Source organism: Pelomonas candidula, from assembly GCF_043555985.1.
In the GTDB taxonomy this organism is placed as follows: domain Bacteria; phylum Pseudomonadota; class Gammaproteobacteria; order Burkholderiales; family Burkholderiaceae_C; genus Pelomonas; species Pelomonas candidula.
In genome coordinates, this window is the sequence record NZ_JBIGIC010000004.1 from 288821 (window position 1) to 307351 (window position 18531).

An 18531-nucleotide genomic window follows, 5' to 3' on the forward strand; every position below is an offset into this window, starting at 1 on the left:
GGCCAGTTTAGGCGGGCGCCCGCCGGCGTCTATGTCCGGACGGCGTCGATCGCGTCCAGCACTGCCTCGGCCGTGGCGGGTGCGCGCAGCGGCGGGTCGCAGCCTTCGGGCCCGGCGGCCGCGCAGGCGTCCTTGATGGCCAGCAGCGCGGCGAAGCCCAGCAGCAGCGGCGGCTCGCCGACGGCCTTGCTGCGGTGGATGGTCTCGCTGGCATTGGGCGCGCCGAACAGCGCGGTGCGGAACTCGGTCGGGCAGTCGTTGGCGGTCGGGATCTTGTAGGTGCTGGGGGCGTGCGTCGTCAGCAGGCCGGTGATGGGGTGCCACACCAGTTCTTCCATCGTCAGCCAGCCCATGCCCTGGATGAAGCCGCCTTCGACCTGGCCGACGTCCAGTGCCGGGTTCAGGCTGGTGCCCAGGTCGTGCAGCAGGTCGGCGTGCGTGATGCGGCTCTCGCCGGTCAGCGTGTCGACGAGCGCTTCGCAGACGGCGCCACCCCAGGCGTAGTAGTAGAACGGGTGGCCCTGCAGCTTGGTGCGGTCCCAGTGCAGGCCGGGCGTCGCGTAGAAGCCGTCGCTCCACAGCTGTACGCGCTTCATGTAGGCCGCGGCCACCAGGTCCTCGAACGACAGGCTTTGACCACCGCCACTGACCTGGCCGGCCTCGAAGGCGACGAGCTCAGGCGCGCAGCCGAAGCGCTCCGCGGCAAAGGCGGCCAGCCGCGACTTGATCTTGCGCGCAGCATCCTGCGCGGCCTTGCCGTTGAGGTCACTGCCGGTGGAGGCCGCCGTGGCCGACGTGTTGGCGACCTTGCTCGTGTCGGTGGCCGAGCAGCGCACGCTGCTGAACGGGATGCCCAGCTCGTGCGCCACGACCTGCGCGACTTTGGTGTTCAGCCCCTGGCCCATCTCCGTGCCGCCGTGGTTCACGAGCACCGAGCCGTCGGTGTAGACGTGCACCAGCGCGCCGGCCTGGTTCAGGTGGACGACGTTGAACGATATGCCGAACTTGACCGGCGTGAAGGCCAGGCCCTTCTTCAGCACGGGGCTGGTCGCGTTGAAGGCGGCGATCTCGGCGCGGCGTTCGGCATAGCGACTGCTGGTCAGCAGCTGGTTGGTCAGGGCCTGGGCGTGCAGTTCCTCGACCTGCTGGCCGTAGGGCGTGGTGTCGCGGCCTGGCGCATAGAAGTTGCGCTGGCGCACCTCGGCGGGATCGAGCCCCAGCCTGCGCGCGATGCCGTCCAGGATCATCTCGATGGCGATGGCGCCCTGCGGCCCACCGAAGCCGCGGAAGGCGGTGTTGCTCTGCGTGTTGGTCTTCGCGCAGAAGCCGTGCATGGCCACGTGCGGCAGCCAGTAGGCGTTGTCGAAGTGGCACAGCGCGCGGGCCATGACCGGCGCGGACAGGTCGGCGCTGTGGCCGGCGTTCGAGATCAGGTCGATGTCGGCGGCGAGGATGCGGCCCTCGTCGTCGAAGCCCACGTCCCAGCGGTAGTCGAAGCCATGGCGGCGGCCGGTGATGAGGAAGTCGTCGTCGCGGTCCACGCGCAGCTTGACGGCCTTCTTCAGCTTCAGGGCGGCCAGCGACGCGACGCAGGCGAACAGCGCCGACTGCGACTCCTTGCCGCCGAAGCCGCCGCCCATGCGCCGGCATTGCACGACGACGCGGTGGGCGTGCCAGCCCAGCGCGTGCGAGACGAGCTGCTGCATCTCGCTGGGGTGCTGCGTCGAGCAGTGCAGGAGGAGGCCGTCGCCGCCTTCCTGCGGCACGGCCAGGCTGATCTGGCCTTCCAGGTAGAACTGTTCCTGCCCGCCCAGGCTCCACGTGCCCTGCAGGCGGTGCGGTGCGGCGGCGAGGTACTCGGCCGGCTCGCCGCGTGTCAGGTGCATGGGCGGCAACACATACTGGCCCGCCTCATGCGCTTGCAAAGCCGTCAGGATCGGCGGCAGCGGCTCGGCCTGGATGACCTGCCTGGCCAGCGACGCGGCGCGGCGCGCCAGCTCGCGGTTCGTTGCGATGACGGCGAACACCGGCTGGCCGACGTAGCGAAGTTCATCGGCCGCCAGGATGGGGTCGTCGTGCAGCAACGGGCCGCAGTTGTTCTCTGCCGGGATGTCGGCCGCCGTGAAGACGGCGACGACGCCGGGCTGCTGGCGGATGCGTTCGAGGTCAATGCCCAGCAGCTTGCCGTGCGCGATGGGCGACAGGCCGAGCGCCGCGTGCAGCGTGCCGGCGGGCTCGGGCAGGTCGTCGGTGTAGGGCGCGGCGCCGCTGACGTGCAGGTGGGCCGACTCGTGCGGGCGCGACGTGCCGACGACGGGTTCGGGGATCAGCAGGGCTTCCGGCTTGTTCATGCGGCCAACCTCGCGGCACGCCAGACCGTCACCGTACGCCGATCCAGGCTTTCCAGCCAGAGCTTGCGGAACAGGTTCTGTGCGACCTTGAGCCGGTAGCCGTCGGAGGCGCGCATGTCGGTCATCGGCTTGAAGTCCTTGACCAGTGCCTGCGCGGCGGCCTCGGCCGTCGCTTCGACCCACGGCTGGCCGACGACCGCGGCTTCAGCCGCCGCTGCCCGCTTGACGATGGCGGCCATGCCGCCGAACGCGAAGCGCGCCTGCTGCACGGTGCCGTTGCGCAACTGCAAAGCCAGCACGGCGCAGACGGCGGAGATGTCGCTGTCGTGCCGCTTGGAAACCTTGTGGGCCGAGATCGCCCAGCTGGTGTCGGGCTTGGGCACGTGCAGCGCCTCGACGAACTCGCCGGGCTGCAGGTCCTTCTTCATGTAGTCGAGATAGAAGTCCTGCAGCGGCAGGCGGCGCTGCAGCGTGCCCTTGCGCAGGATGACGTCCGCGCCCAGCGCGATGAGCGCCGGTGCGCCGTCGCCGATGGGCGAGCCGTTGGCGATGTTGCCGCCCAGCGTGCCGGCGTGCCGCACCGGCGGCGACGCGAAGCGCCGCCACAGCTCGGCGAGAGACGGCGCCAGTTCGGTCAGCGCGGCCCAGGCGTCTTCCAGCGAGGCCGCCGCGCCGATCCACAGGCCGCCGTCTTCTTCGCGGATTTCCTTCAACGCGTCGACGCGGCCCGTGTAGATCAGCTCCGGCAGTACGCGGAACTGCTTGTTGACCCACAGGCCGACGTCGGTAGAGCCGGCCAGCAGCGTGGCTTGCGGGTAGGTCTCGCGCAGCAGCGCCAGGTCCGGCACGCTCTGCGGCGCGTGGAAGCGCTGGCCGGCGTGGTGGTAGTCCAGGGGCTCGTCCTGGGTCAGCTCGCGCAGTGCGTCAGCTATTGCGCCGCGGTCCAGCAGCCGGGCAGGCGCATCGAACATCTTTTCCCCAGCGTCGAGGATGGGCCGGTAGCCCGTGCAGCGGCACAGGTTGCCGGCCAGGTCGTCGGCCAGCTGCTGGCGGTCGGGCCGCGTGCCGGCGGCCTGGTGGCGTTCGTAGCAGGCGGTCAGGCTCATGACGAAGCCGGGCGTGCAGAAGCCGCACTGCGAGCCGTGGCAGTCCACCAGCGCCTGCTGGGCCGGGTTCAACGCCTCGGGGCCGCCGAGGTCCTCGACGGTCAGCAGCGCGCGGCCGTCCAGCGTGGGCAGGAATTGCGTGCAGGCATTGACATTGCGTAGCTGCAGCTGGCCGGCGGCGTCCAGCTCACCCTGGATGACGGTGCAGGCGCCGCAGTCGCCCTCGGCGCAGCCCTCCTTGGTGCCGGTGCAGGCGGCGTGCTCGCGCAGGTATTGCAGGACGGTGGTCGTGGTGGGCAGGTCGTTCACCTCGACCACCTCGCCGCGGTGGAAGAAACGGATGGGGCGGGTATTCATGCTGGCCTCGATTGTCTGACCTTGCCTCAGAATTGCCATATGAGTTTTACTAACCAGAAAAACTTTTCGTCGACCCCGCGCCGCCTGGCGCTGCGCGGCGATTTGCTGGACTTCACGGCCGCACCGCGTTGGGGCGATACGGACTCGCCCGCGGTGCGTTTCGACCGCGACCACTGGCTGCTGATCGAAGGCGGCCGCATCGTCGGGCGCCAGGCCCACGAGCCCGACGCCAGCTGGGTGCGCAAGGACCATGCCGGGCAGCTGGTGCTGCCGGGTTTCATCGACACCCACGTGCACTGCCCGCAGCTGGAGGTCATCGGCTCCTACGGCACGGAGCTGCTGGACTGGCTGGAGCGCTACACCTTCCCCAGCGAATGCGCGTTTGCCGATCCGGCGCGCAGCCGGACGGGTGCCGAGGTCTTCCTCGACGCGCTGCTGGCCAGCGGCACGACGTCGGCCGTCGTCTTCGCGACCGTGCACAAGACCTCCGCGGAGGCGCTGTTCGAGGGCGCGGCGGCGCGCGGCATGCGCCTCATCACCGGCAAGGTGCTGATGGACCGCCACGCGCCCGACGGCCTGCGCGACGATGTGGTGCATGCCGAGCGCGAATGCACCGACCTGATCCAGCGCTTTCATGGCCACGACCGGCTGGCCTACGCGGTCACCGTGCGGTTCGCGCCCACCAGCACGCCGGAGCAGCTGGCCATGGCCGGTGCGCTGTGCCGCGCCGACGCCAGCCTCTACATGCAGACCCATGTGGCCGAGAACCGCGCCGAGGTCGCCTGGGTGGCCAGGCTCTTCCCCGAGGCGCGCAGCTACCTGGATGTCTACGAGCGCGTGGGCCTGGTGCACGAGCGCGCCGTGCTGGCCCACGGCATCTGGCTGGACGAGACCGACAGGCGCCTCATCGCCGAGCGCGGCGCGCAGGTGGCGCACAGCCCGTCGAGCAACCTCTTCCTCGGCAGCGGGCTGTTCGACTGGCCCTCCGCCAATTCATCGGGGTTCAACGTCAGCCTGGCGTCCGACGTGGGCGGCGGAACGTCGCTCAACCTGCCGCGCAACATGCTGGACGCCTACAAGATCCAGGCGCTGCGCGGCGAGCGGCTGACAGCCTGGACGGCGCTGCACGCCGCCACGCGCGGCGCGGCCGAGGCGTTGCAGCTGGGCGGCGAGATCGGCGGGCTGTCGGTCGGCCAGACGGCCGACATCTGCGTGTGGGACTGGGCCAGTGGCCCCGTCGCCGAGGTGCGCGACGCCGCTGCCCGCGAGCTGCACGAGCGCGTCTTCGCGTGGATGACGCTGGCCGACGAGCGCAACCTGGCGGCCTGCTACGTGGCGGGCCGTCAGCGCGTCTGACGGCTCGTCCGGCGCAATCGTCGCTTCGTCGCCGGCCGCGCGACCGGCCGGGCGGCGCGGGCTACCGTGCGGCCTGTTCGATCACAAGGAGTCCCGCGATGCTCGGCTTTCTGCTCTGGTGCATCCTGTTCATCGTCTGCTGGCCGCTGGCCATCCTGGCCCTGCTGCTGTGGCCGCTGGTGTGGCTGATCACGCTGCCGTTCCGGCTGCTGGGCATCGCCGTGGACGGCGCGTTCGCGCTGCTGCGCGCCATCGTCATGCTGCCGGCGCGCGTGCTGGGCGGGCGCTAGCCGCGCCTGCCCGGGTCAGGCGTGCTGCGGCAGCTTGAAGCGGGCCACCTCCGCCACCAGCCCCTGGGCCTGATCGCGCAGCGATGAGGCCGCGGCGGCGGTCTGTTCGACCATGGCGGCGTTCTGCTGCGTGGCGCGGTCCAGCTCCTGCACGGCAGTGCCGACCTGGTTGATGCCCTCGCTCTGCTCGCCCGAGCCGGTGGCGATCTGCGCCAGCAGCGTGTTGATGTGGCCGGCGCTGCTGACGATGTCGCCCATGGCCCGCCCGGCCTCGCGCACGATGCCGGTGCCGTTCTCGACCTTCTCGACGCTGCTGGAGATGAGGCTCTTGATCTCGCGCGCAGCGCCGGCCGAGCGCTGTGCCAGCGCCCGCACCTCGCTGGCCACGACGGCGAAGCCGCGGCCCTGCTCGCCGGCACGGGCCGCCTCCACGGCGGCGTTCAGCGCCAGGATGTTGGTCTGGAAGGCGATGCTGTCGATGACGCCGATGATGTCGACGATCCGGCCGGACGAGGCCTGGATGTCCTCCATCGTGCTCACCATCGAGCGGATGACCTCGCCGCCGCGGCCGGCCGCGCTGGCGTTGTGCGAGGCGATGCGGGTGGCCTCCTGCGTATGGTCGGAGGTCTGGCGCACGGTGGCGCTGATCTGCTCCATCGCGGCGGCGGACTGCTGCAGGTTGGCGGCGGTCTGCTCGGTGCGGGCGGACAGGTCGTTGGAGCCGTCGGCGATCTCGGTGCTGGCGTTGACGATGCCGTCCGATGCGGCGCGCACCTTCAGCACCATGCTGCGCAGGCTCTGCTGCATGTTGGCCAGCAGCAGCATCAGCTCTGCGGCCTCGTCGCGTCCCCAAGGGCGGGGCGACGTCGTGAGATCCCCGCCGGTCATGGCAGTCAAGTGACGGCTGACCTCGCGCAGGCCGCCGTTCATGACGAGGTAGAAGGCGTAGAAGAGGTAGGCGGCAACCAGCAGCGAGCAGGCGATGACGGCCAGGATCAGGTTGCGCGTGGAGCGGGTGGCATCGATGCGGGCCTGGAGCAGTTCGCCCAGCTGCTGGCTGGCGCGCGTGCCCAGGGCGCGCAGGCTGTCCACCGCGGCCTGGCCGGGTTGGGACAGGGCTTGCACGTCGGCGTTGAACTCCCCTTTGAACCAGGCCTGCGCCGACGCGTCGTAGAAGGCTCGCGAGGCCGCGACGGCTTCCTCGGGCAACAGGCGGCGGCGCACGTCGGCGTTGGTCTCGCCGGCGCGGGCGGCGGCCTGGGTGATCGCGGCGATGCGCTCGCGCCCCTCGTACCAGACGCCGTAGAGCTCGTGCAGCTGAGCTGGAGCGGTGGCGCCTTGGCGGGCGGCGGCGCCGGCCAGCGCGCGGCTGCGCGAGACCGACTCGATGACGTCGGTCAGCACGTCGGTGGACAGGCTCATCAGGTAGTAGCTGTCCTGGTCGGGGTCCAGCGTCAGGTTGGAGTGATCCAGGGCGACGGTGCGCAGGTCGCGCAGGGCCTCGACGTAGGCCTGCAGCGGCGCCTCCAGTGCGTCCACGCCGGTCTGTGCCGACAGTGCCTTCAAGGCCTGCTGCTGCTGCTCGACCTTGGCCAGGTCCGTGCGCAGGTCCATGCCGTCGGGGAGGCTGTCCACCAGTGCACGCACGTCGGCCTGCCGCTTGGCGATGGCCTCCCAGTCGATGGTGGTGGCGGCGCCGGACAGGAGTAGCCGGCGCTGCTTCTGGGCCTCGATCAACCACGGCTCCAGCTTGCCGATCACGGCCACGCCGGCCAGCTCGCGGCGGGCGAAGTCGATGGTGGCCTGGCCTTCGCGCATGAACGCCACCGCCAGCACGGCCAGCGGCACGAGGAAGGCCAGCGAGATCAATCCCGCCTTGGCGGCGAACTTGAGATTGCGGAACAGCCGCACGCCGAGCGCCCACGGGCCGTGGTGCAGGAAGAAGCCCCCGCCCGCCGGGGCACCGGCCGTCCTGCCATGCCCGGCCTGGGTCGTGTCGAGATCAATGGTTTGCATGGTCATATCGTTGGAGTTCTGCGGGCTCACCTTGCATGGCCCGAATGGCGGGCATTGGAGGTCCGGGCCTCGTCTGTTTTCTTGAGCACGATCAAACGATTGCATCGAGGCCTGGGCCAGGGTGCGGGTTCAAACGTTGGGTGTGAAAACGATCACGGGTGGCCGAGGGCCACCCGTGATGGCGGTCGTCGGTTCAGAACGATTCCCAGGCGAGATCCGACTCGATGGACGGCTTGCTGCTGGCGCGGCGCGGCGCCGGCGACGGGACCGGCTTGCGCGGCGTCGGCGCTGCGACTGTCGTGGCCTGGTGCGTCGAGCCCACCCGGAACATCGCGACCGCTTCCGAGAGCGACCGGGCCTGGTGAGCCAGGCTGGACGCGGCAGCGGCCCCTTCCTCGACCAGCGCGGCGTTCTGCTGGGTCACCTGGTCCATCTGCGTCACCGCGGTGTTGATCTGCTCGATACCGCGGCTCTGTTCGCCGGTGGTGCCGGCAATCTCGCCGATCAGGTCGTTGACCTTGCGCACCTGTTCGACGATCTCCTGCATGGCCTGCCCGGCCTCGGCGACCTGTCGGCTGCCGGCCTCCACCCGGTCGACGCTGCTGCCGATGAGGCTCTTGATCTCCCTGGCGGCCTCGGCGCTGCGCTGGGCCAGCACCCGCACCTCGCTGGCCACGACGGCGAAGCCGCGACCCTGCTCGCCGGCACGTGCTGCTTCGACGGCGGCGTTCAGCGCCAGGATGTTGGTCTGGAACGCGATGCCGTCGATGACACCGATGATGTCTACGACCTTGTGGCTGCTGGCGCTGATCTCGTCCATCGTGCCCACCACCAGGTTCACCACGTCACCGCCGTGGCCCGCGGCCAGGCTGGCGTTGGCGGCCAGGTTGCTGGCGGCGCGGGCGGCGTCGGCACTCTGGCGCACCGTCGCGGTCAGTTCTTCCATCGAGCTGGCCGTTTCCTGCAGGCTGGAGGCCTGCTGCTCCGTGCGGCTGGACAGGTCCTGGTTGCCGGCCGCGATCTGGCTGGAGGCCGTTGTCACCGAATCGATGCCGGAGCGCACCTCGTTTACGAGCCGGCGCAGCGCAGCGACCGTCTCGCCCAGGCTGCGTTGCAGATCGCCCACCTCGTCGCCGCGGTCCACGGTCACGTCCACCGTGAGGTCGCCACTGGCCACCTGCTTCAGCGTCGCGACGATGCCGCTCACCGGGCGGGTGACCGAGCGCGTGACGATCACGCCGGCGGCGAGGGCGATGGCGATGCCCGCCAGCGTGCCGGTGAGGGTGAGTGCAGAGACCTGGGCGATGGTGGCCATCGTGGCTTCGCTAGACGCCCTCATCAGCTCTTCCTGGAAAACCGTCAGATCCTGGAGGCGCGCTTGATAGGCCAGCTGGCGGGGGCGCAGCTTGCTCAGCAGCAGCGACTTGGCGGCCGCCACGTCGCCCGCCCGTACCAGCTTCACGAGTTCGTCTGCCTCGGCAGCGAAACCGTTCCGTTCTTGCTGGATCTTCTCAAGGAGGGCCTGACCCTTCGCCAGTTGGATGCGGCTGCTCAGGTCGGCATAGGCCTTGTCGACCTTTTCGCGCGAAGCGAGCAGCGTCTTGATCTCCTGCTCGCGTTCGGCCTCACCGTCCATGATGACGAGGTTGCGAACGACGCGAGCCTGCAGGTTCACGTCGTCGCCCATGTCGTTGATGACCTTCACCTTGGCATAGCGATTGTTCAGCACCGTGTCCATGTCCTCGTGGATGCTGGACAGGCCCAACCGGGTGATGACGGCCGTCCCCACCATCAGCGCAGCCACCAGGGCGAAAGCGATGGTCAGGCGGGCGCCGATGCGGAGTTGCTTCAATGCATTCATGAGGTTTGCCTTTTGCAGACGGGGTCAGAGGTCGCGCAGCAGTGCGTCGAGATCCACCAACTGCAGCAGGCGCTGACCGTCGATGGTGTTGAGCTGGGCCAGCCCGACGATGAAGTCGATGTTCCCCTGGCCGCCCAGATGGGGCCGGGGGCGGATTTGTTCGGCGCTCAGCGCCACGACGTCGGACACCGAGTCCACCACCAGCCCCACCGTGCGCCCGGCAAGCGTCACGACCACCGTCACGGTGTTCGAGCCGTTCTCGGCCGGGAGGCCCAGCAGCCGGCGCAGGTCAACGATGGGCACGATGACGCCGCGCAGGTCCATGACGCCCAGCAGATGGCCGGAGGCGTTGGCGATGCGCGTGGGCGACTCGTAGCGACGGATCTCCTGGATGGCCAGGATGTCGATGCCGTAGTCCTCGGCACCCAGGCGCGAGCTGAGTACTTCCTGCGGCGCCACGGAGGCGACGGCTTGATGTTCGATGACGGAGAGAGCGGTCATGGTCGTTTTGCTGATCAATATGATATATTTGATATGAAATTTGATGCAAAAACGGACCGATAGGCGGCGACTCTGTGAAATCAATCACTGATCCCTGCCAACAGGCAGCCGCTCTCCGCCTCGAACGCACTGCCGATCCTGTCCGACAGCTCCCGCTCCGATTGCACCTGACGAGACTCGTCGGTGCCTTGGCTTGCAGGCTTGATATGGATCAATGCAGCGGTCATTCGTTGGTGTGTCGGCCTGGAGCGAGAACTTTTGCCCGATCGGAGGGGTGGAAATCGCCACAGGCGTTGCCTGCATCATTCGATATAAATGATAATTTCGCCGACTGCCCCAACCTCGTGAGCCAACCGCCATGAAAACCATCCTCATCGTCGATGACCACGCCGACATCCGACGTCTGATCCGCATGACGCTGGAGTTCGAGGACTACGACATCCGCGAGGCGGCCGACGGCGAGACGGCGCTGCGCATGGCGCAGGAGCAGCGGCCGGACCTGGTGCTGCTGGACGTGATGATGCCGGGGCCCGTCAACGGCCTGGAGGTGTGCCGCCGGCTGCGCGCCGACGTGCCGGCGGGGCAGGGCCCGCGCGTCATCATGCTGAGCGCCCGCGGCCAGGCCAGTGACCGCGAAGCCGGGCTGCAGGCCGGCGCGGACATCTATCTCGTCAAGCCGTTCAGCCCGTTGCAGCTGATCGACTGCATCGCCGAGCTGTGGGCCCCGGCCTGAGGATGGCGACGTGCTGAGCAGTCTCGACACGACCAGCGCCGATCTCAGCTTCGACGCTGCCGCCGCCGCGCAGATGGAGCGCATCGTCCTGGATCTGGGTCGTATGTATCAGGAGCGCAACGAGGCGCTGCGCGAGGTGACCCGGGCCCACCACGAGGTGCTGCTGCGTCTGGCACTGGCGGCCGATTTCCGCGACGACGACACCGGTGTGCACATGGTGCGCATCGGCTACCTGGCCGAGCGACTGGCGCTGGCGCTGGGCCGGCCGCCCGCGTTGGCGGCGATGCTGCGCCGCGCGGCGCCCATGCATGACGTGGGCAAGATCGGCGTGGCCGACGCGGTGCTCAAGAAGCCCGGCGGCTACACGCCGCAGGAGCGTGAGCAGATGAACCGCCACGCCGAGATGGGCGCCGACATCCTGGGCCGCTCGCGCGTGCCGCTGTTCCGGCTCGCTGCCGAGGTGGCGCTCACCCACCATGAGCGCTGGGACGGTGGCGGCTACCCGCGTGGCCTGGCCGGCGAGGCCATCCCGCTGTCGGGCCGCATCGTCGCGGTGGTGGACTTCTTCGATGCACTGACGATGGATCGCTGCTACCGCAAGGCTTTCGCGGACGACGTGGCGCTGGCCATGCTCGTCGAGCAGCGCGGCATGGCCTTCGACCCGGAGGTCGTCGACTGCTTCGTCGCCAACGTCGCCGCGATGATCGAACTGCGCGAGCAGATCAACCGCAAGCCGCCCACCTTCGAGGAACTGGCGGCGCTGGAATGAACACCACAACCCCGGGGAGACCCGTCATGACCCTGTTCCGCAGATTCGCGCTGGCGTTGGCCGGCGTGGCGCTGGCCGCCTCGGCGGCCCAGGCCCAGACGCTGGAGCGTGTGCGCGCCGCCGGCACGTTGCACGTGTGCATCTGGCCCGACTACTACGGCATCACCTACCGCAACCCGCGCACCGAGCAACTGGGCGGCATCGACATCGACCTGTCGGCCGAACTGGCGCGCGAGCTGGGCGTGAAGCTGGAGTACGTCGAGTCCTCCTTCCCGCAGCTGGTGGCCGATGTCACCGGCGGGCGGTGCGACGTGGCCATGTTTGCGGTCGGCATGCTGGCCAGCCGCAAGGAGCAGCTGGCCTTCACCGAGCCCTACCTGCAGAGCGACATCTACGGCGTGACCACCCGCGCCAGCCGCACGGTGCGGCAGTGGAGCGACATCGACCAGCCCGGCGTCGTCGTCGCCGTGCAGGCCGGCACCTTCATGGAGCCGGTCATGCGCGACGCGCTCAAGCAGGCGCGCATGGTCGTCATCCGCCCGCCGGCCACGCGCGAGCAGGAACTGGAGGCCGGCCGCGTCGACGTGTTCATGACCGACTACCCCTACAGCCGCCGGCTGCTGGACAACGCCGACTGGGCGCGTCTCGTGGCGCCGCCGAAGCCCTTCCACGTGCTGCCTTACGGCTACGCGGTCAAGCGCGGCGACGCGCGCTGGCTGGCGCGGCTGGACGAGTTCGTGGCCGCCATCAAGCGCGATGGCCGGCTGCTCGCCGCGGCGCGGCGGCACGGGCTGGCCGACATCGTCGTGGCGCGCTAGTCCATGCGTCTGCGCCGCAAGTCAGCACAGCGCCGGTTGCCCGGGCCGCTGCTGGGGCGCGCGCACCTCCTGGCCAAGCTGCTGGCGGCATTGCTGGCGCTGGCCGTGCTGGCGGCGCTGTCGTTGCTGGCGCGCTTCGAGCGGCGCGAGACGCTGAACAACGCGCAGGATCGCAGCGAGCTGATTGCCCGCACGCTGGAAGACCATGTCACGCGGACCGTTGAGTCGGCGTCGCTGATCCTGCAGACGCTGGGCGAGGGCATCGCCCGGCAGGCCTCGGCGGAGCCGGCGCGGTTGCAGCCGCTGCTGGGCCAGGGCCTGCTCAACAGCCTGCCGTTTCTGCGCGGCGCCGTCGTGCTGGACGAGCGCGGCAGCGTGCTGGCGAGCAGCATCCCGGCGGAGCAGGGCCTGCGCGTGGCGCTCGACCGGTTCGGCCCGCTGCCGCGCGAGGGGCGCGACCGGCTGCTGCCGTTGCTGCCCGGGCGCAGCCTGGCCGACCTGGCCAGCGCCGCCCCGGCGCCGCGCGCGGCAGGCGTGAGCATGCTGCCGCTGCTGCGAGCCGTGCGCGGACCCGATGGCCAGCGGCTGCTGCTGGTGGCTCTCATCAACCCGGGCGCGCTGGCCAACTTCCAGCAGGTGGCGCTGTCGGACGAGGGGGGCGTGGCCCTGCTCGCCAGCCTGGATGGTCACCTCATCGCCGCCAACGACCAGCTGGCGCTTGAGCCGGGCGCGCCACTGGGCGGTCATCCCGTGTTCGAGTCCTGGCTGCCAGCCCGCGAGCATGGCGAATACGTCGGCATCGGCGCTCAGCCGGGCAGTCAGCTGGTGGCGTTCCGCGCCTCGCGCACACGCCCGCTGGTGGTCATCGTCGAGCTGGCCGAGGCCGCCGTGCTGCAGACCTGGTACGCGCGGTTGCGCTGGCTCGCCGGCCTTGGGCTGCTGGCGCTGGTGGCCATTGCCGGCGGCCTGGCCGCGCTGCTGCGCGAGATGAATGCCCGCGACCAGGCGCGGCACGAACTGGACGGCGCGCATGACCAGGTGGCCTTGCGCGAGCGCGAGCTCAGCGTGCTGCTGAAGAGCGTGCAGGAGCTGATCTTCCGCACCGATGCCAGCGGCGCCATCACTTTCGTCAACGCGCGCTGGGCGGCCATCAGCGACGAGGGGCCGGAGCAGGCCCGCGGCCGTTGCTTCGCGAGCCTGGCCGCACCGGCCGATCGCGAGCGTGCGGTGGCCCTGTTCCGGTTGGACGACCGCGCCGGCGTGCGCCAGGCCCAGGTGTGCATCCCGGCGGCAGACGGCCGGCCGCGGCACTTCCAGCTGGCCGTGGTGCCCCTGCACGGCGAGGGTCGCATCGTCGGCTTCGCCGGCAGCGCGGTGGACGTGAGCGAGCGCGTCGCGGCCGACCAGCAACTGCAGCACCAACTGGCCTTCACCGGGCTGCTGTTGGAGATCAGCCCGCAGCCGGTGTCCATGTTCGACGCCGACGGCCGCTACGTGCTGGTCAACCAGGCCTGGGAGGATTTCGTCGGCCGGCCGCGCTCGCAGGTGATCGGCAGCGCGGTGGGGCATTTCCTGTCGCCGGCTGATGCCGCGCTGCACGCCGAGCAGGACATGCGGCTGATGGCCCAAGGTGGCCGGCTGCGCTACGAGGCCCAGGTCACGCACCGCGACGGCTCGCGCCGCGACATGGTGGTCACCAAGGTGCTGGTGCCGGACCGGCAAGGCGGGCCCGCAGGCATCCTGTGCACGCTGGTGGACGTCAGCGAGTTCCGCAACGCCGAGCGCGCCACCCGCGAGGCGCGCGACGCGGCCGAGGAGGCCTCGCGCGCCAAGTCCGAGTTCATCGCCAACATCAGCCACGAGCTGCGCACGCCGCTTCAGGCCATCATCGGGTTCTCCGAGCTCGGAGCCGCGCGCGGCACCGAGCGGCCCAAGCTGGCCTCGATGTTCGCCGACATCCACCGCTCCGGGCAGCGCATGCTGGCACTCGTGAACGACCTGCTGGACGTGTCCAAGATCGAGAGCACCGTCGGCACCTTCGAGCTGGAGCGCTGCGACCTGCGCACGCTGGTGCAGGCGGTGCTGCGCGAGCTGGACCCGTTGCTGGCCCAGCGCGGGCTGCAGTTGACGCTGCACCTGGCCGATGAGCCGCTTACGGCCAAGGTGGACCCGCTGCGCATCCACCAGGCCATCCGCAACGTCATCGCGAACGCCATCAAGTTCTCGCCCCAGGGCGGGCTGCTGCAGGTGGAGGCGGTCGCCTCCACACCGGAGGAGTTCACGCTCAGCGTGGCCGACAGCGGGCCGGGCATCCCGCCGGCGGAGCTGGAGTCCATCTTCGAGGCCTTCGTGCAGTCCAGCCAGACCAAGGACGGCTCCGGCGGCACCGGGCTGGGCCTGGCGATCTGCCGCAAGATCATCGAGGTCCACGGCGGCCAGATCTCGGCCGAGAACCGCAGCGGCGGCGGCGCGGTTTTCCGCATCCGGCTGCCCCTGCGTGTGGCCGGGGATTCGCAGCTGATGAGCTCGTATTGAGCCGCGGCTAGGACGCGATGGCGGGGCGGTCCACGTTCCAGCGCCGGTACAGGTCAGTCGCGGCCGGGCTGCGCTGCCACTGCTCGAAGGCCTGGTCGTAGCGGCGCGACAAGGCCTCGCCGCCCGCGCTGCGCGCGAACGCCATGTGGCCGTGCAGCACGTCCAGCGGCGGCGAGCAGCGTGCGACGGCGTCACCCAGTTGCAGCCGCTGCAGCACCGGCTGGCAGTTGCGGTCGTTGGCGGCAAACAGGTCGACGCGTCGCCGCGCCAGCATCTGCAGCCCGGCTTCGACGTTGTTGACCCAGGTCAGCTGGCCCAGGCTCGTCTTCATGCGCTCGAAGCGGCTGCCGTAGGCCCAGCCGCGCACGGCGGCCACGGGCACCTGGGCCAGCTCGGCGAACTCGCCGCTCCAGCGGGCCTCATCGCCGCGGCGGGCGTACCAGACCATGGCGTCGGCATAGAACGAGCGCACGCTGAACAGCATGCGCGCCTCGCGATCGGGCGTGCGGTAGGGGCCGATGAGGATGTCGGCCTCACCCTGTTCCAGCATCAGCTGCGCGCGTGGCCAGGGCAGCCACTCGCAGCGCAGGCCGTCGCCGAACAGCTGGCCCAGCAGCTCCACGGCCAGCCCCTTGGGCGGCTGGCCTTCGCTGCCCTCGAAGATGCGCGCGAACTGCGAGCCCACGGCGCGCAGCGGCGCCGCCCGCGCCGGCTCGGCCAGCGACGACAGAGCCGCCCAGCCCAGGCCGGCCCGACACCAGAAACGTCTTGTCTGCATCCTCACCTCCCTCCCCGGGCAGTCTGCCTTACGCCGCCGTGCTGGGGCGCCGGATGTTCCAGCGGCGGTACACCTCCGCCGCGGCCGGCTCGCGCAGCCAGGCCTCGAAGGCAGCGTCGTAGCGTTGTGCCAACTGTTGGCCCGCCCAGCTGAGACCGAAGGCCATGTGGCTGTGCAGCACGTCCAGCGGCATCGGGCAGCGCGTGATCTCGGCCTCCAGCCCCAGCTTCTGCAGCACGGGTTCGCAGTCGCGGTCGTTGCCGGCGAACAGCGTCACGCGCCGGCGCGCCAGCATCTGCAGGCCGGCCTCCACACTGGGCACCCAGGTCAGTTGGCGGAACAGCGGACGCGCGCGCTCGAAGTGGCTGCCGTAGGCCCAGCCACGTACGGCAGCGATGGGCAGCGGCAGCAGCGGCTGCATGTCAGCGCCGCACGTGGCTTCCTCGTCCCGCCGTGCGTACCAGAGGATGGTGTCGGAGAACAGCGGCCGTACGCTGAACAGCATGCGCGTCTCGCGCTCCGGGGTACGGTAGGGGCCGACGAGGATGTCGGCCTCGCCCTGCTCCAGCATCAGCTGCGCACGTGGCCAGGGGACGAACTCGCAGTGCAGGTCGGCGCCGAAGACGATGTTCAGCACATCGACGGCCAGGCCGTGCGGCGGTGCGCCGTCGCCGCCCTCGAAGACGCGTGCGAACTGCGTGCCGACGGCGCGCAGCGGCGCCGCATGCGCCGGCCGCGCCAGGGCCAGCGCGCCCATGCAACCCAGCCAGTGACGTCGCGTCGGCATGCCGATGATGATGCGCCGGGTCTCAGGGAATGTCGATGGAATGCAGCGGGTAGCCCTGGCCCGCGCGGCGGTCGTCGAAGAAGAAGCGCAGCGTCTCGCGTGTCGTCTTGAAGGCGATGTCGTCCCAGGGGATCTCGTCCTCGTGGAACAGCCGTGCCTCCAGCGACTCCGGGCCGGGGTTGAAGTCCGGCGAGCGCAGGTGAGCCAGGTAGAACAGATGGATCTGGCCGACGCGCACGACGTTCAGCAGCGTGTACAGCGGCCCCATCTCGATGTCGGCGCCGGCTTCCTCGCGCGTCTCGCGCCAGGCGCCTTCGGCGCAAGTCTCGCCCAGCTCCATGAAGCCGGCCGGCAGCGTCCACAGTCCGTGCCGCGGCTCGATGGCGCGGCGGCACAGCAGCACGCGGCCGTCGGCCTCCCAGACCGGCAGCGTGCCGACGACGTTCAGCGGGTTCTGGTAGTGGATGCTGGCGCAGGCGGGGCAGACGGCGCGTTCTCGGTTGTCGTCCGCCGGGATGCGGTAGTCCACGGCGTGGCCGCAGTTGGGGCAGTGCTTGAAACGGCTGGGGAAGGGCATGCGGGCAGTTTATAGAGGGCTCAAAATCGGCATATGAAGCTCTACAACTACTTCCGCTCGTCCGCCTCCTGGCGGGTCCGCATCGGCCTGGCGCTGAAGGGGCTGGACTACGACTGCGCGTCCATCCACCTCGCGAAGAATGAGCAGTTCGCCGAGCCCTTCGCGAACCAGCAGGTCTCCCACCTCGTGCCGGCGCTGGTGCTGGATGACGGGCACTGGCTGAGCCAGTCCATGGCCATCCTCGAATACCTCGACGAGGCCCACCCCGAGCCGCCGCTGCTGCCGCGTGACCCATTGGCGCGGGCGCAGGTGAGGGCGCTGGCCCAGGACATCGGCTGCGACATCCATCCGCTGAACAACCTGCGCGTGCTGCGTTACCTGAAGAACGACCTCGGTCAGGACCAGGGCACCGTGGACCGCTGGTATCGCCACTGGATCGCGACCGGCCTGGCCATCGTCGAGCAGCGGCTCGTGGCGACGGCGGGGCAGTTCAGCTTCGGCGATACGCCCGGGCTGGCCGACTGCCTGCTGGTGCCGCAGGTCTACAACGCACAGCGCTTCGAGTGCCCGCTGGAGGCCTATCCGACCGTGCTGCGCGTCAACGCCGCCTGCCTGGCGCTCCCGGCGTTTGCCGGCACCCACCCGGACACCTGCCCCGATGCGGCCTGACGCACACTGGTTGCGGCCCGCGGCCGACGAGCTGGGGGCTGGCGTGACCGCCTTCATGACGACGCGCGGGGTCAACTTCGGCCGCAAGGCGGGCGACCCTGACGAAGTCCGGGCCAACCGCGCCGGACTCGCCGAGTTGCTGGGCGCGCGCCCGGTCTTTCTCGATCAGGTCCACGGCGCCGACGTCGTGCGGCTGCGCGCCGACTGGCATGACGACAACGCCCCCAAGGCCGACGCGGCCGTCTCGACCGACCCTGGGCTGGCCGTCGCCATCCTCGTGGCCGACTGCCTGCCGGTGCTGTTCTCGGCACCGGGTGGCGTGGCCGGCGCGCACGCCGGCTGGCGCGGGCTTGCCGCCGGTGTGCTGGAGAACACCGTGGCCAGCCTCTGCACGGCCACCGGCTGCGAGCCGCGGGATGTGAAGGCCTGGCTGGGCGCCTGCATCGGGCCCGAGGCCTTCGAGGTCGGCCCCGAAGTCGTGGCCGCCTTCGGCCGCGAGCCCGTCGCGCGCGACCAGCCCGGCTTTCTCTACCGGCCCAACCCCGAGCCTCGCTGGCGCGCCGACCTGGCCTTGCTGGCTCGCGAAAGGTTGATGTCGGTCAATGTCACCCGAATCAGCGGCGGTGGCTGGTGCACGCTGACCGATGATTCACGCTTCTTCTCGTTCCGGGGCGAGTCCCTGGGCCGGCCCCGCGGGCGGATGGCTGCCTGCATCAGCCTCGGCCGCTAGTTCCGCCGCGCGTCTACGGCGCCGGCGGCCCGGCGTGCCAAGGATGTAGAGCAGCAGCCCCAGGGGCAGGATGCCGTAGAGCATCAGCGTGATGAAGGCGCCGAGGATCGTGCCCTGCGGGCTCAGGGCCTCGGCGGCCGCCATCATCAACGCGACATAGGCCCAGGCGATGGCGACGAGGTACATGGGAGGCGGGGTGTCATGGGCGCGTCAGCGCCTGCGGTTACAAAGTCGTGTCGGCAGGATGTGGCAAGCTTATTGCAACGGACCGGTTCGACCCCAGAGGCGATAGAAGTT

At 70.1% G+C, this 18531-nt stretch carries 18 protein-coding genes; 8 read left to right on the forward strand and 10 right to left on the reverse strand.

The window, feature by feature from the left end:
* Positions 1-29 precede the first annotated feature (29 nt).
* The gene (xdhB, locus tag ACG04R_RS10095) at positions 30-2351 is read right to left on the reverse strand and encodes a xanthine dehydrogenase molybdopterin binding subunit (protein ID WP_394409046.1); all 2322 of its coding nucleotides are present in this window, start codon (positions 2349-2351) and stop codon (positions 30-32) included.
* Positions 2348-3814 (reverse strand): xanthine dehydrogenase small subunit, encoded by a 1467-nt coding sequence (xdhA, locus tag ACG04R_RS10100; RefSeq protein WP_394409049.1) that lies wholly within the window; start codon positions 3812-3814, stop codon positions 2348-2350. Before xdhA ends, xdhB begins: the two co-directional genes overlap by 4 nt.
* 39 nt (positions 3815-3853) lie before the next feature.
* On the opposite strand from xdhA, the gene guaD reads away from it, so the two are divergent.
* Entirely contained in the window at positions 3854-5170 is a 1317-nt protein-coding gene (gene guaD, locus ACG04R_RS10105) for a guanine deaminase (protein ID WP_394409052.1), read from the forward strand.
* A gap of 98 nt (positions 5171-5268) precedes the next feature.
* Entirely contained in the window at positions 5269-5460 is a 192-nt protein-coding gene (locus tag ACG04R_RS10110) for a hypothetical protein (RefSeq protein ID WP_394409055.1), read from the forward strand.
* Between the two features lie 15 nt (positions 5461-5475).
* Here ACG04R_RS10110 and ACG04R_RS10115 read toward each other — a convergent pair whose 3' ends face one another.
* From ACG04R_RS10115 to ACG04R_RS10130, 4 genes are all read right to left on the reverse strand, one after another.
* Positions 5476-7476: a methyl-accepting chemotaxis protein gene (locus ACG04R_RS10115; RefSeq protein WP_394409058.1), complete on the reverse strand. Its 2001-nt coding sequence runs from the start codon at positions 7474-7476 to the stop codon at positions 5476-5478.
* Between the two features lie 193 nt (positions 7477-7669).
* Positions 7670-9337 carry a methyl-accepting chemotaxis protein gene (locus ACG04R_RS10120; RefSeq protein ID WP_394409061.1) on the reverse strand — a complete coding sequence of 556 codons (1668 nt, stop codon included), beginning with the start codon at positions 9335-9337 and terminating at the stop codon, positions 7670-7672.
* 24 nt (positions 9338-9361) lie between these two features.
* Entirely contained in the window at positions 9362-9838 is a 477-nt protein-coding gene (locus ACG04R_RS10125; protein WP_394409064.1) for a chemotaxis protein CheW, read from the reverse strand.
* Positions 9839-9918: 80 nt separating this feature from the next.
* A complete protein-coding gene (locus ACG04R_RS10130) occupies positions 9919-10065 on the reverse strand; it encodes a hypothetical protein (protein ID WP_394409067.1) in 147 nt (48 codons plus the stop codon).
* 131 nt (positions 10066-10196) lie between these two features.
* On the opposite strand from ACG04R_RS10130, the gene ACG04R_RS10135 reads away from it, so the two are divergent.
* From ACG04R_RS10135 to ACG04R_RS10150, 4 genes are all read left to right on the forward strand, one after another.
* Entirely contained in the window at positions 10197-10571 is a 375-nt protein-coding gene (locus tag ACG04R_RS10135) for a response regulator transcription factor (protein WP_394409070.1), read from the forward strand.
* Between the two features lie 73 nt (positions 10572-10644).
* Entirely contained in the window at positions 10645-11340 is a 696-nt protein-coding gene (locus ACG04R_RS10140) for an HD-GYP domain-containing protein (protein WP_394409612.1), read from the forward strand.
* A 26-nt stretch (positions 11341-11366) separates the two neighbouring features.
* A complete protein-coding gene (locus ACG04R_RS10145; protein WP_394409073.1) occupies positions 11367-12158 on the forward strand; it encodes an ABC transporter substrate-binding protein in 792 nt (263 codons plus the stop codon).
* Between the two features lie 3 nt (positions 12159-12161).
* The gene (locus tag ACG04R_RS10150) at positions 12162-14693 is read left to right on the forward strand and encodes a sensor histidine kinase (protein WP_394409076.1); all 2532 of its coding nucleotides are present in this window, start codon (positions 12162-12164) and stop codon (positions 14691-14693) included.
* Between the two features lie 7 nt (positions 14694-14700).
* Here ACG04R_RS10150 and ACG04R_RS10155 read toward each other — a convergent pair whose 3' ends face one another.
* Genes ACG04R_RS10155 through ACG04R_RS10165 form a run of 3 tightly spaced genes read right to left on the reverse strand, consistent with a single transcriptional unit; the run spans position 14701 to position 16835 of the window.
* Positions 14701-15471: a substrate-binding periplasmic protein gene (locus ACG04R_RS10155; RefSeq protein WP_394409079.1), complete on the reverse strand. Its 771-nt coding sequence runs from the start codon at positions 15469-15471 to the stop codon at positions 14701-14703.
* 28 nt (positions 15472-15499) lie between these two features.
* The gene (locus ACG04R_RS10160; RefSeq protein WP_394409082.1) at positions 15500-16258 is read right to left on the reverse strand and encodes a substrate-binding periplasmic protein; all 759 of its coding nucleotides are present in this window, start codon (positions 16256-16258) and stop codon (positions 15500-15502) included.
* A gap of 22 nt (positions 16259-16280) precedes the next feature.
* Positions 16281-16835, reverse strand: a complete 555-nt coding sequence (locus tag ACG04R_RS10165; RefSeq protein WP_394409084.1) for an NUDIX hydrolase — start codon at positions 16833-16835, stop codon at positions 16281-16283.
* Between the two features lie 33 nt (positions 16836-16868).
* Here ACG04R_RS10165 and maiA point away from each other — a divergent pair, with 33 nt between their 5' ends.
* Positions 16869-17504 carry a maleylacetoacetate isomerase gene (gene maiA, locus ACG04R_RS10170; protein WP_394409087.1) on the forward strand — a complete coding sequence of 212 codons (636 nt, stop codon included), beginning with the start codon at positions 16869-16871 and terminating at the stop codon, positions 17502-17504.
* Entirely contained in the window at positions 17494-18234 is a 741-nt protein-coding gene (pgeF, locus tag ACG04R_RS10175) for a peptidoglycan editing factor PgeF (RefSeq protein ID WP_394409090.1), read from the forward strand. The genes maiA and pgeF overlap by 11 nt, the downstream gene beginning before the upstream one ends.
* Here the strand turns inward: pgeF and ACG04R_RS10180 are convergent.
* On the reverse strand, positions 18154-18420 hold the full coding sequence (locus tag ACG04R_RS10180; protein ID WP_394409093.1) for a hypothetical protein: 267 nt from the start codon (positions 18418-18420) through the stop codon (positions 18154-18156). The genes pgeF and ACG04R_RS10180 overlap by 81 nt on opposite strands.
* Between the last annotated feature and the right edge of the window lie 111 nt (positions 18421-18531).

What these genes read in the sequence shown, in the direction of transcription:
- xdhB (WP_394409046.1), bottom strand. Translation starts at nt 2,351, where the DNA reads ATGAACAAGCCGGAAGCCCTGCTGATCCCCGAACCCGTCGTCGGCACG.
- xdhA (WP_394409049.1), bottom strand. Translation starts at nt 3,814, where the DNA reads ATGAATACCCGCCCCATCCGTTTCTTCCACCGCGGCGAGGTGGTCGAG.
- guaD (WP_394409052.1), top strand. Translation starts at nt 3,854, where the DNA reads ATGAGTTTTACTAACCAGAAAAACTTTTCGTCGACCCCGCGCCGCCTG.
- ACG04R_RS10110 (WP_394409055.1), top strand. Translation starts at nt 5,269, where the DNA reads ATGCTCGGCTTTCTGCTCTGGTGCATCCTGTTCATCGTCTGCTGGCCG.
- ACG04R_RS10115 (WP_394409058.1), bottom strand. Translation starts at nt 7,476, where the DNA reads ATGCAAACCATTGATCTCGACACGACCCAGGCCGGGCATGGCAGGACG.
- ACG04R_RS10120 (WP_394409061.1), bottom strand. Translation starts at nt 9,337, where the DNA reads ATGAATGCATTGAAGCAACTCCGCATCGGCGCCCGCCTGACCATCGCT.
- ACG04R_RS10125 (WP_394409064.1), bottom strand. Translation starts at nt 9,838, where the DNA reads ATGACCGCTCTCTCCGTCATCGAACATCAAGCCGTCGCCTCCGTGGCG.
- ACG04R_RS10130 (WP_394409067.1), bottom strand. Translation starts at nt 10,065, where the DNA reads ATGACCGCTGCATTGATCCATATCAAGCCTGCAAGCCAAGGCACCGAC.
- ACG04R_RS10135 (WP_394409070.1), top strand. Translation starts at nt 10,197, where the DNA reads ATGAAAACCATCCTCATCGTCGATGACCACGCCGACATCCGACGTCTG.
- ACG04R_RS10140 (WP_394409612.1), top strand. Translation starts at nt 10,645, where the DNA reads ATGGAGCGCATCGTCCTGGATCTGGGTCGTATGTATCAGGAGCGCAAC.
- ACG04R_RS10145 (WP_394409073.1), top strand. Translation starts at nt 11,367, where the DNA reads ATGACCCTGTTCCGCAGATTCGCGCTGGCGTTGGCCGGCGTGGCGCTG.
- ACG04R_RS10150 (WP_394409076.1), top strand. Translation starts at nt 12,162, where the DNA reads ATGCGTCTGCGCCGCAAGTCAGCACAGCGCCGGTTGCCCGGGCCGCTG.
- ACG04R_RS10155 (WP_394409079.1), bottom strand. Translation starts at nt 15,471, where the DNA reads ATGCAGACAAGACGTTTCTGGTGTCGGGCCGGCCTGGGCTGGGCGGCT.
- ACG04R_RS10160 (WP_394409082.1), bottom strand. Translation starts at nt 16,258, where the DNA reads ATGCCGACGCGACGTCACTGGCTGGGTTGCATGGGCGCGCTGGCCCTG.
- ACG04R_RS10165 (WP_394409084.1), bottom strand. Translation starts at nt 16,835, where the DNA reads ATGCCCTTCCCCAGCCGTTTCAAGCACTGCCCCAACTGCGGCCACGCC.
- maiA (WP_394409087.1), top strand. Translation starts at nt 16,869, where the DNA reads ATGAAGCTCTACAACTACTTCCGCTCGTCCGCCTCCTGGCGGGTCCGC.
- pgeF (WP_394409090.1), top strand. Translation starts at nt 17,494, where the DNA reads ATGCGGCCTGACGCACACTGGTTGCGGCCCGCGGCCGACGAGCTGGGG.
- ACG04R_RS10180 (WP_394409093.1), bottom strand. Translation starts at nt 18,420, where the DNA reads ATGTACCTCGTCGCCATCGCCTGGGCCTATGTCGCGTTGATGATGGCG.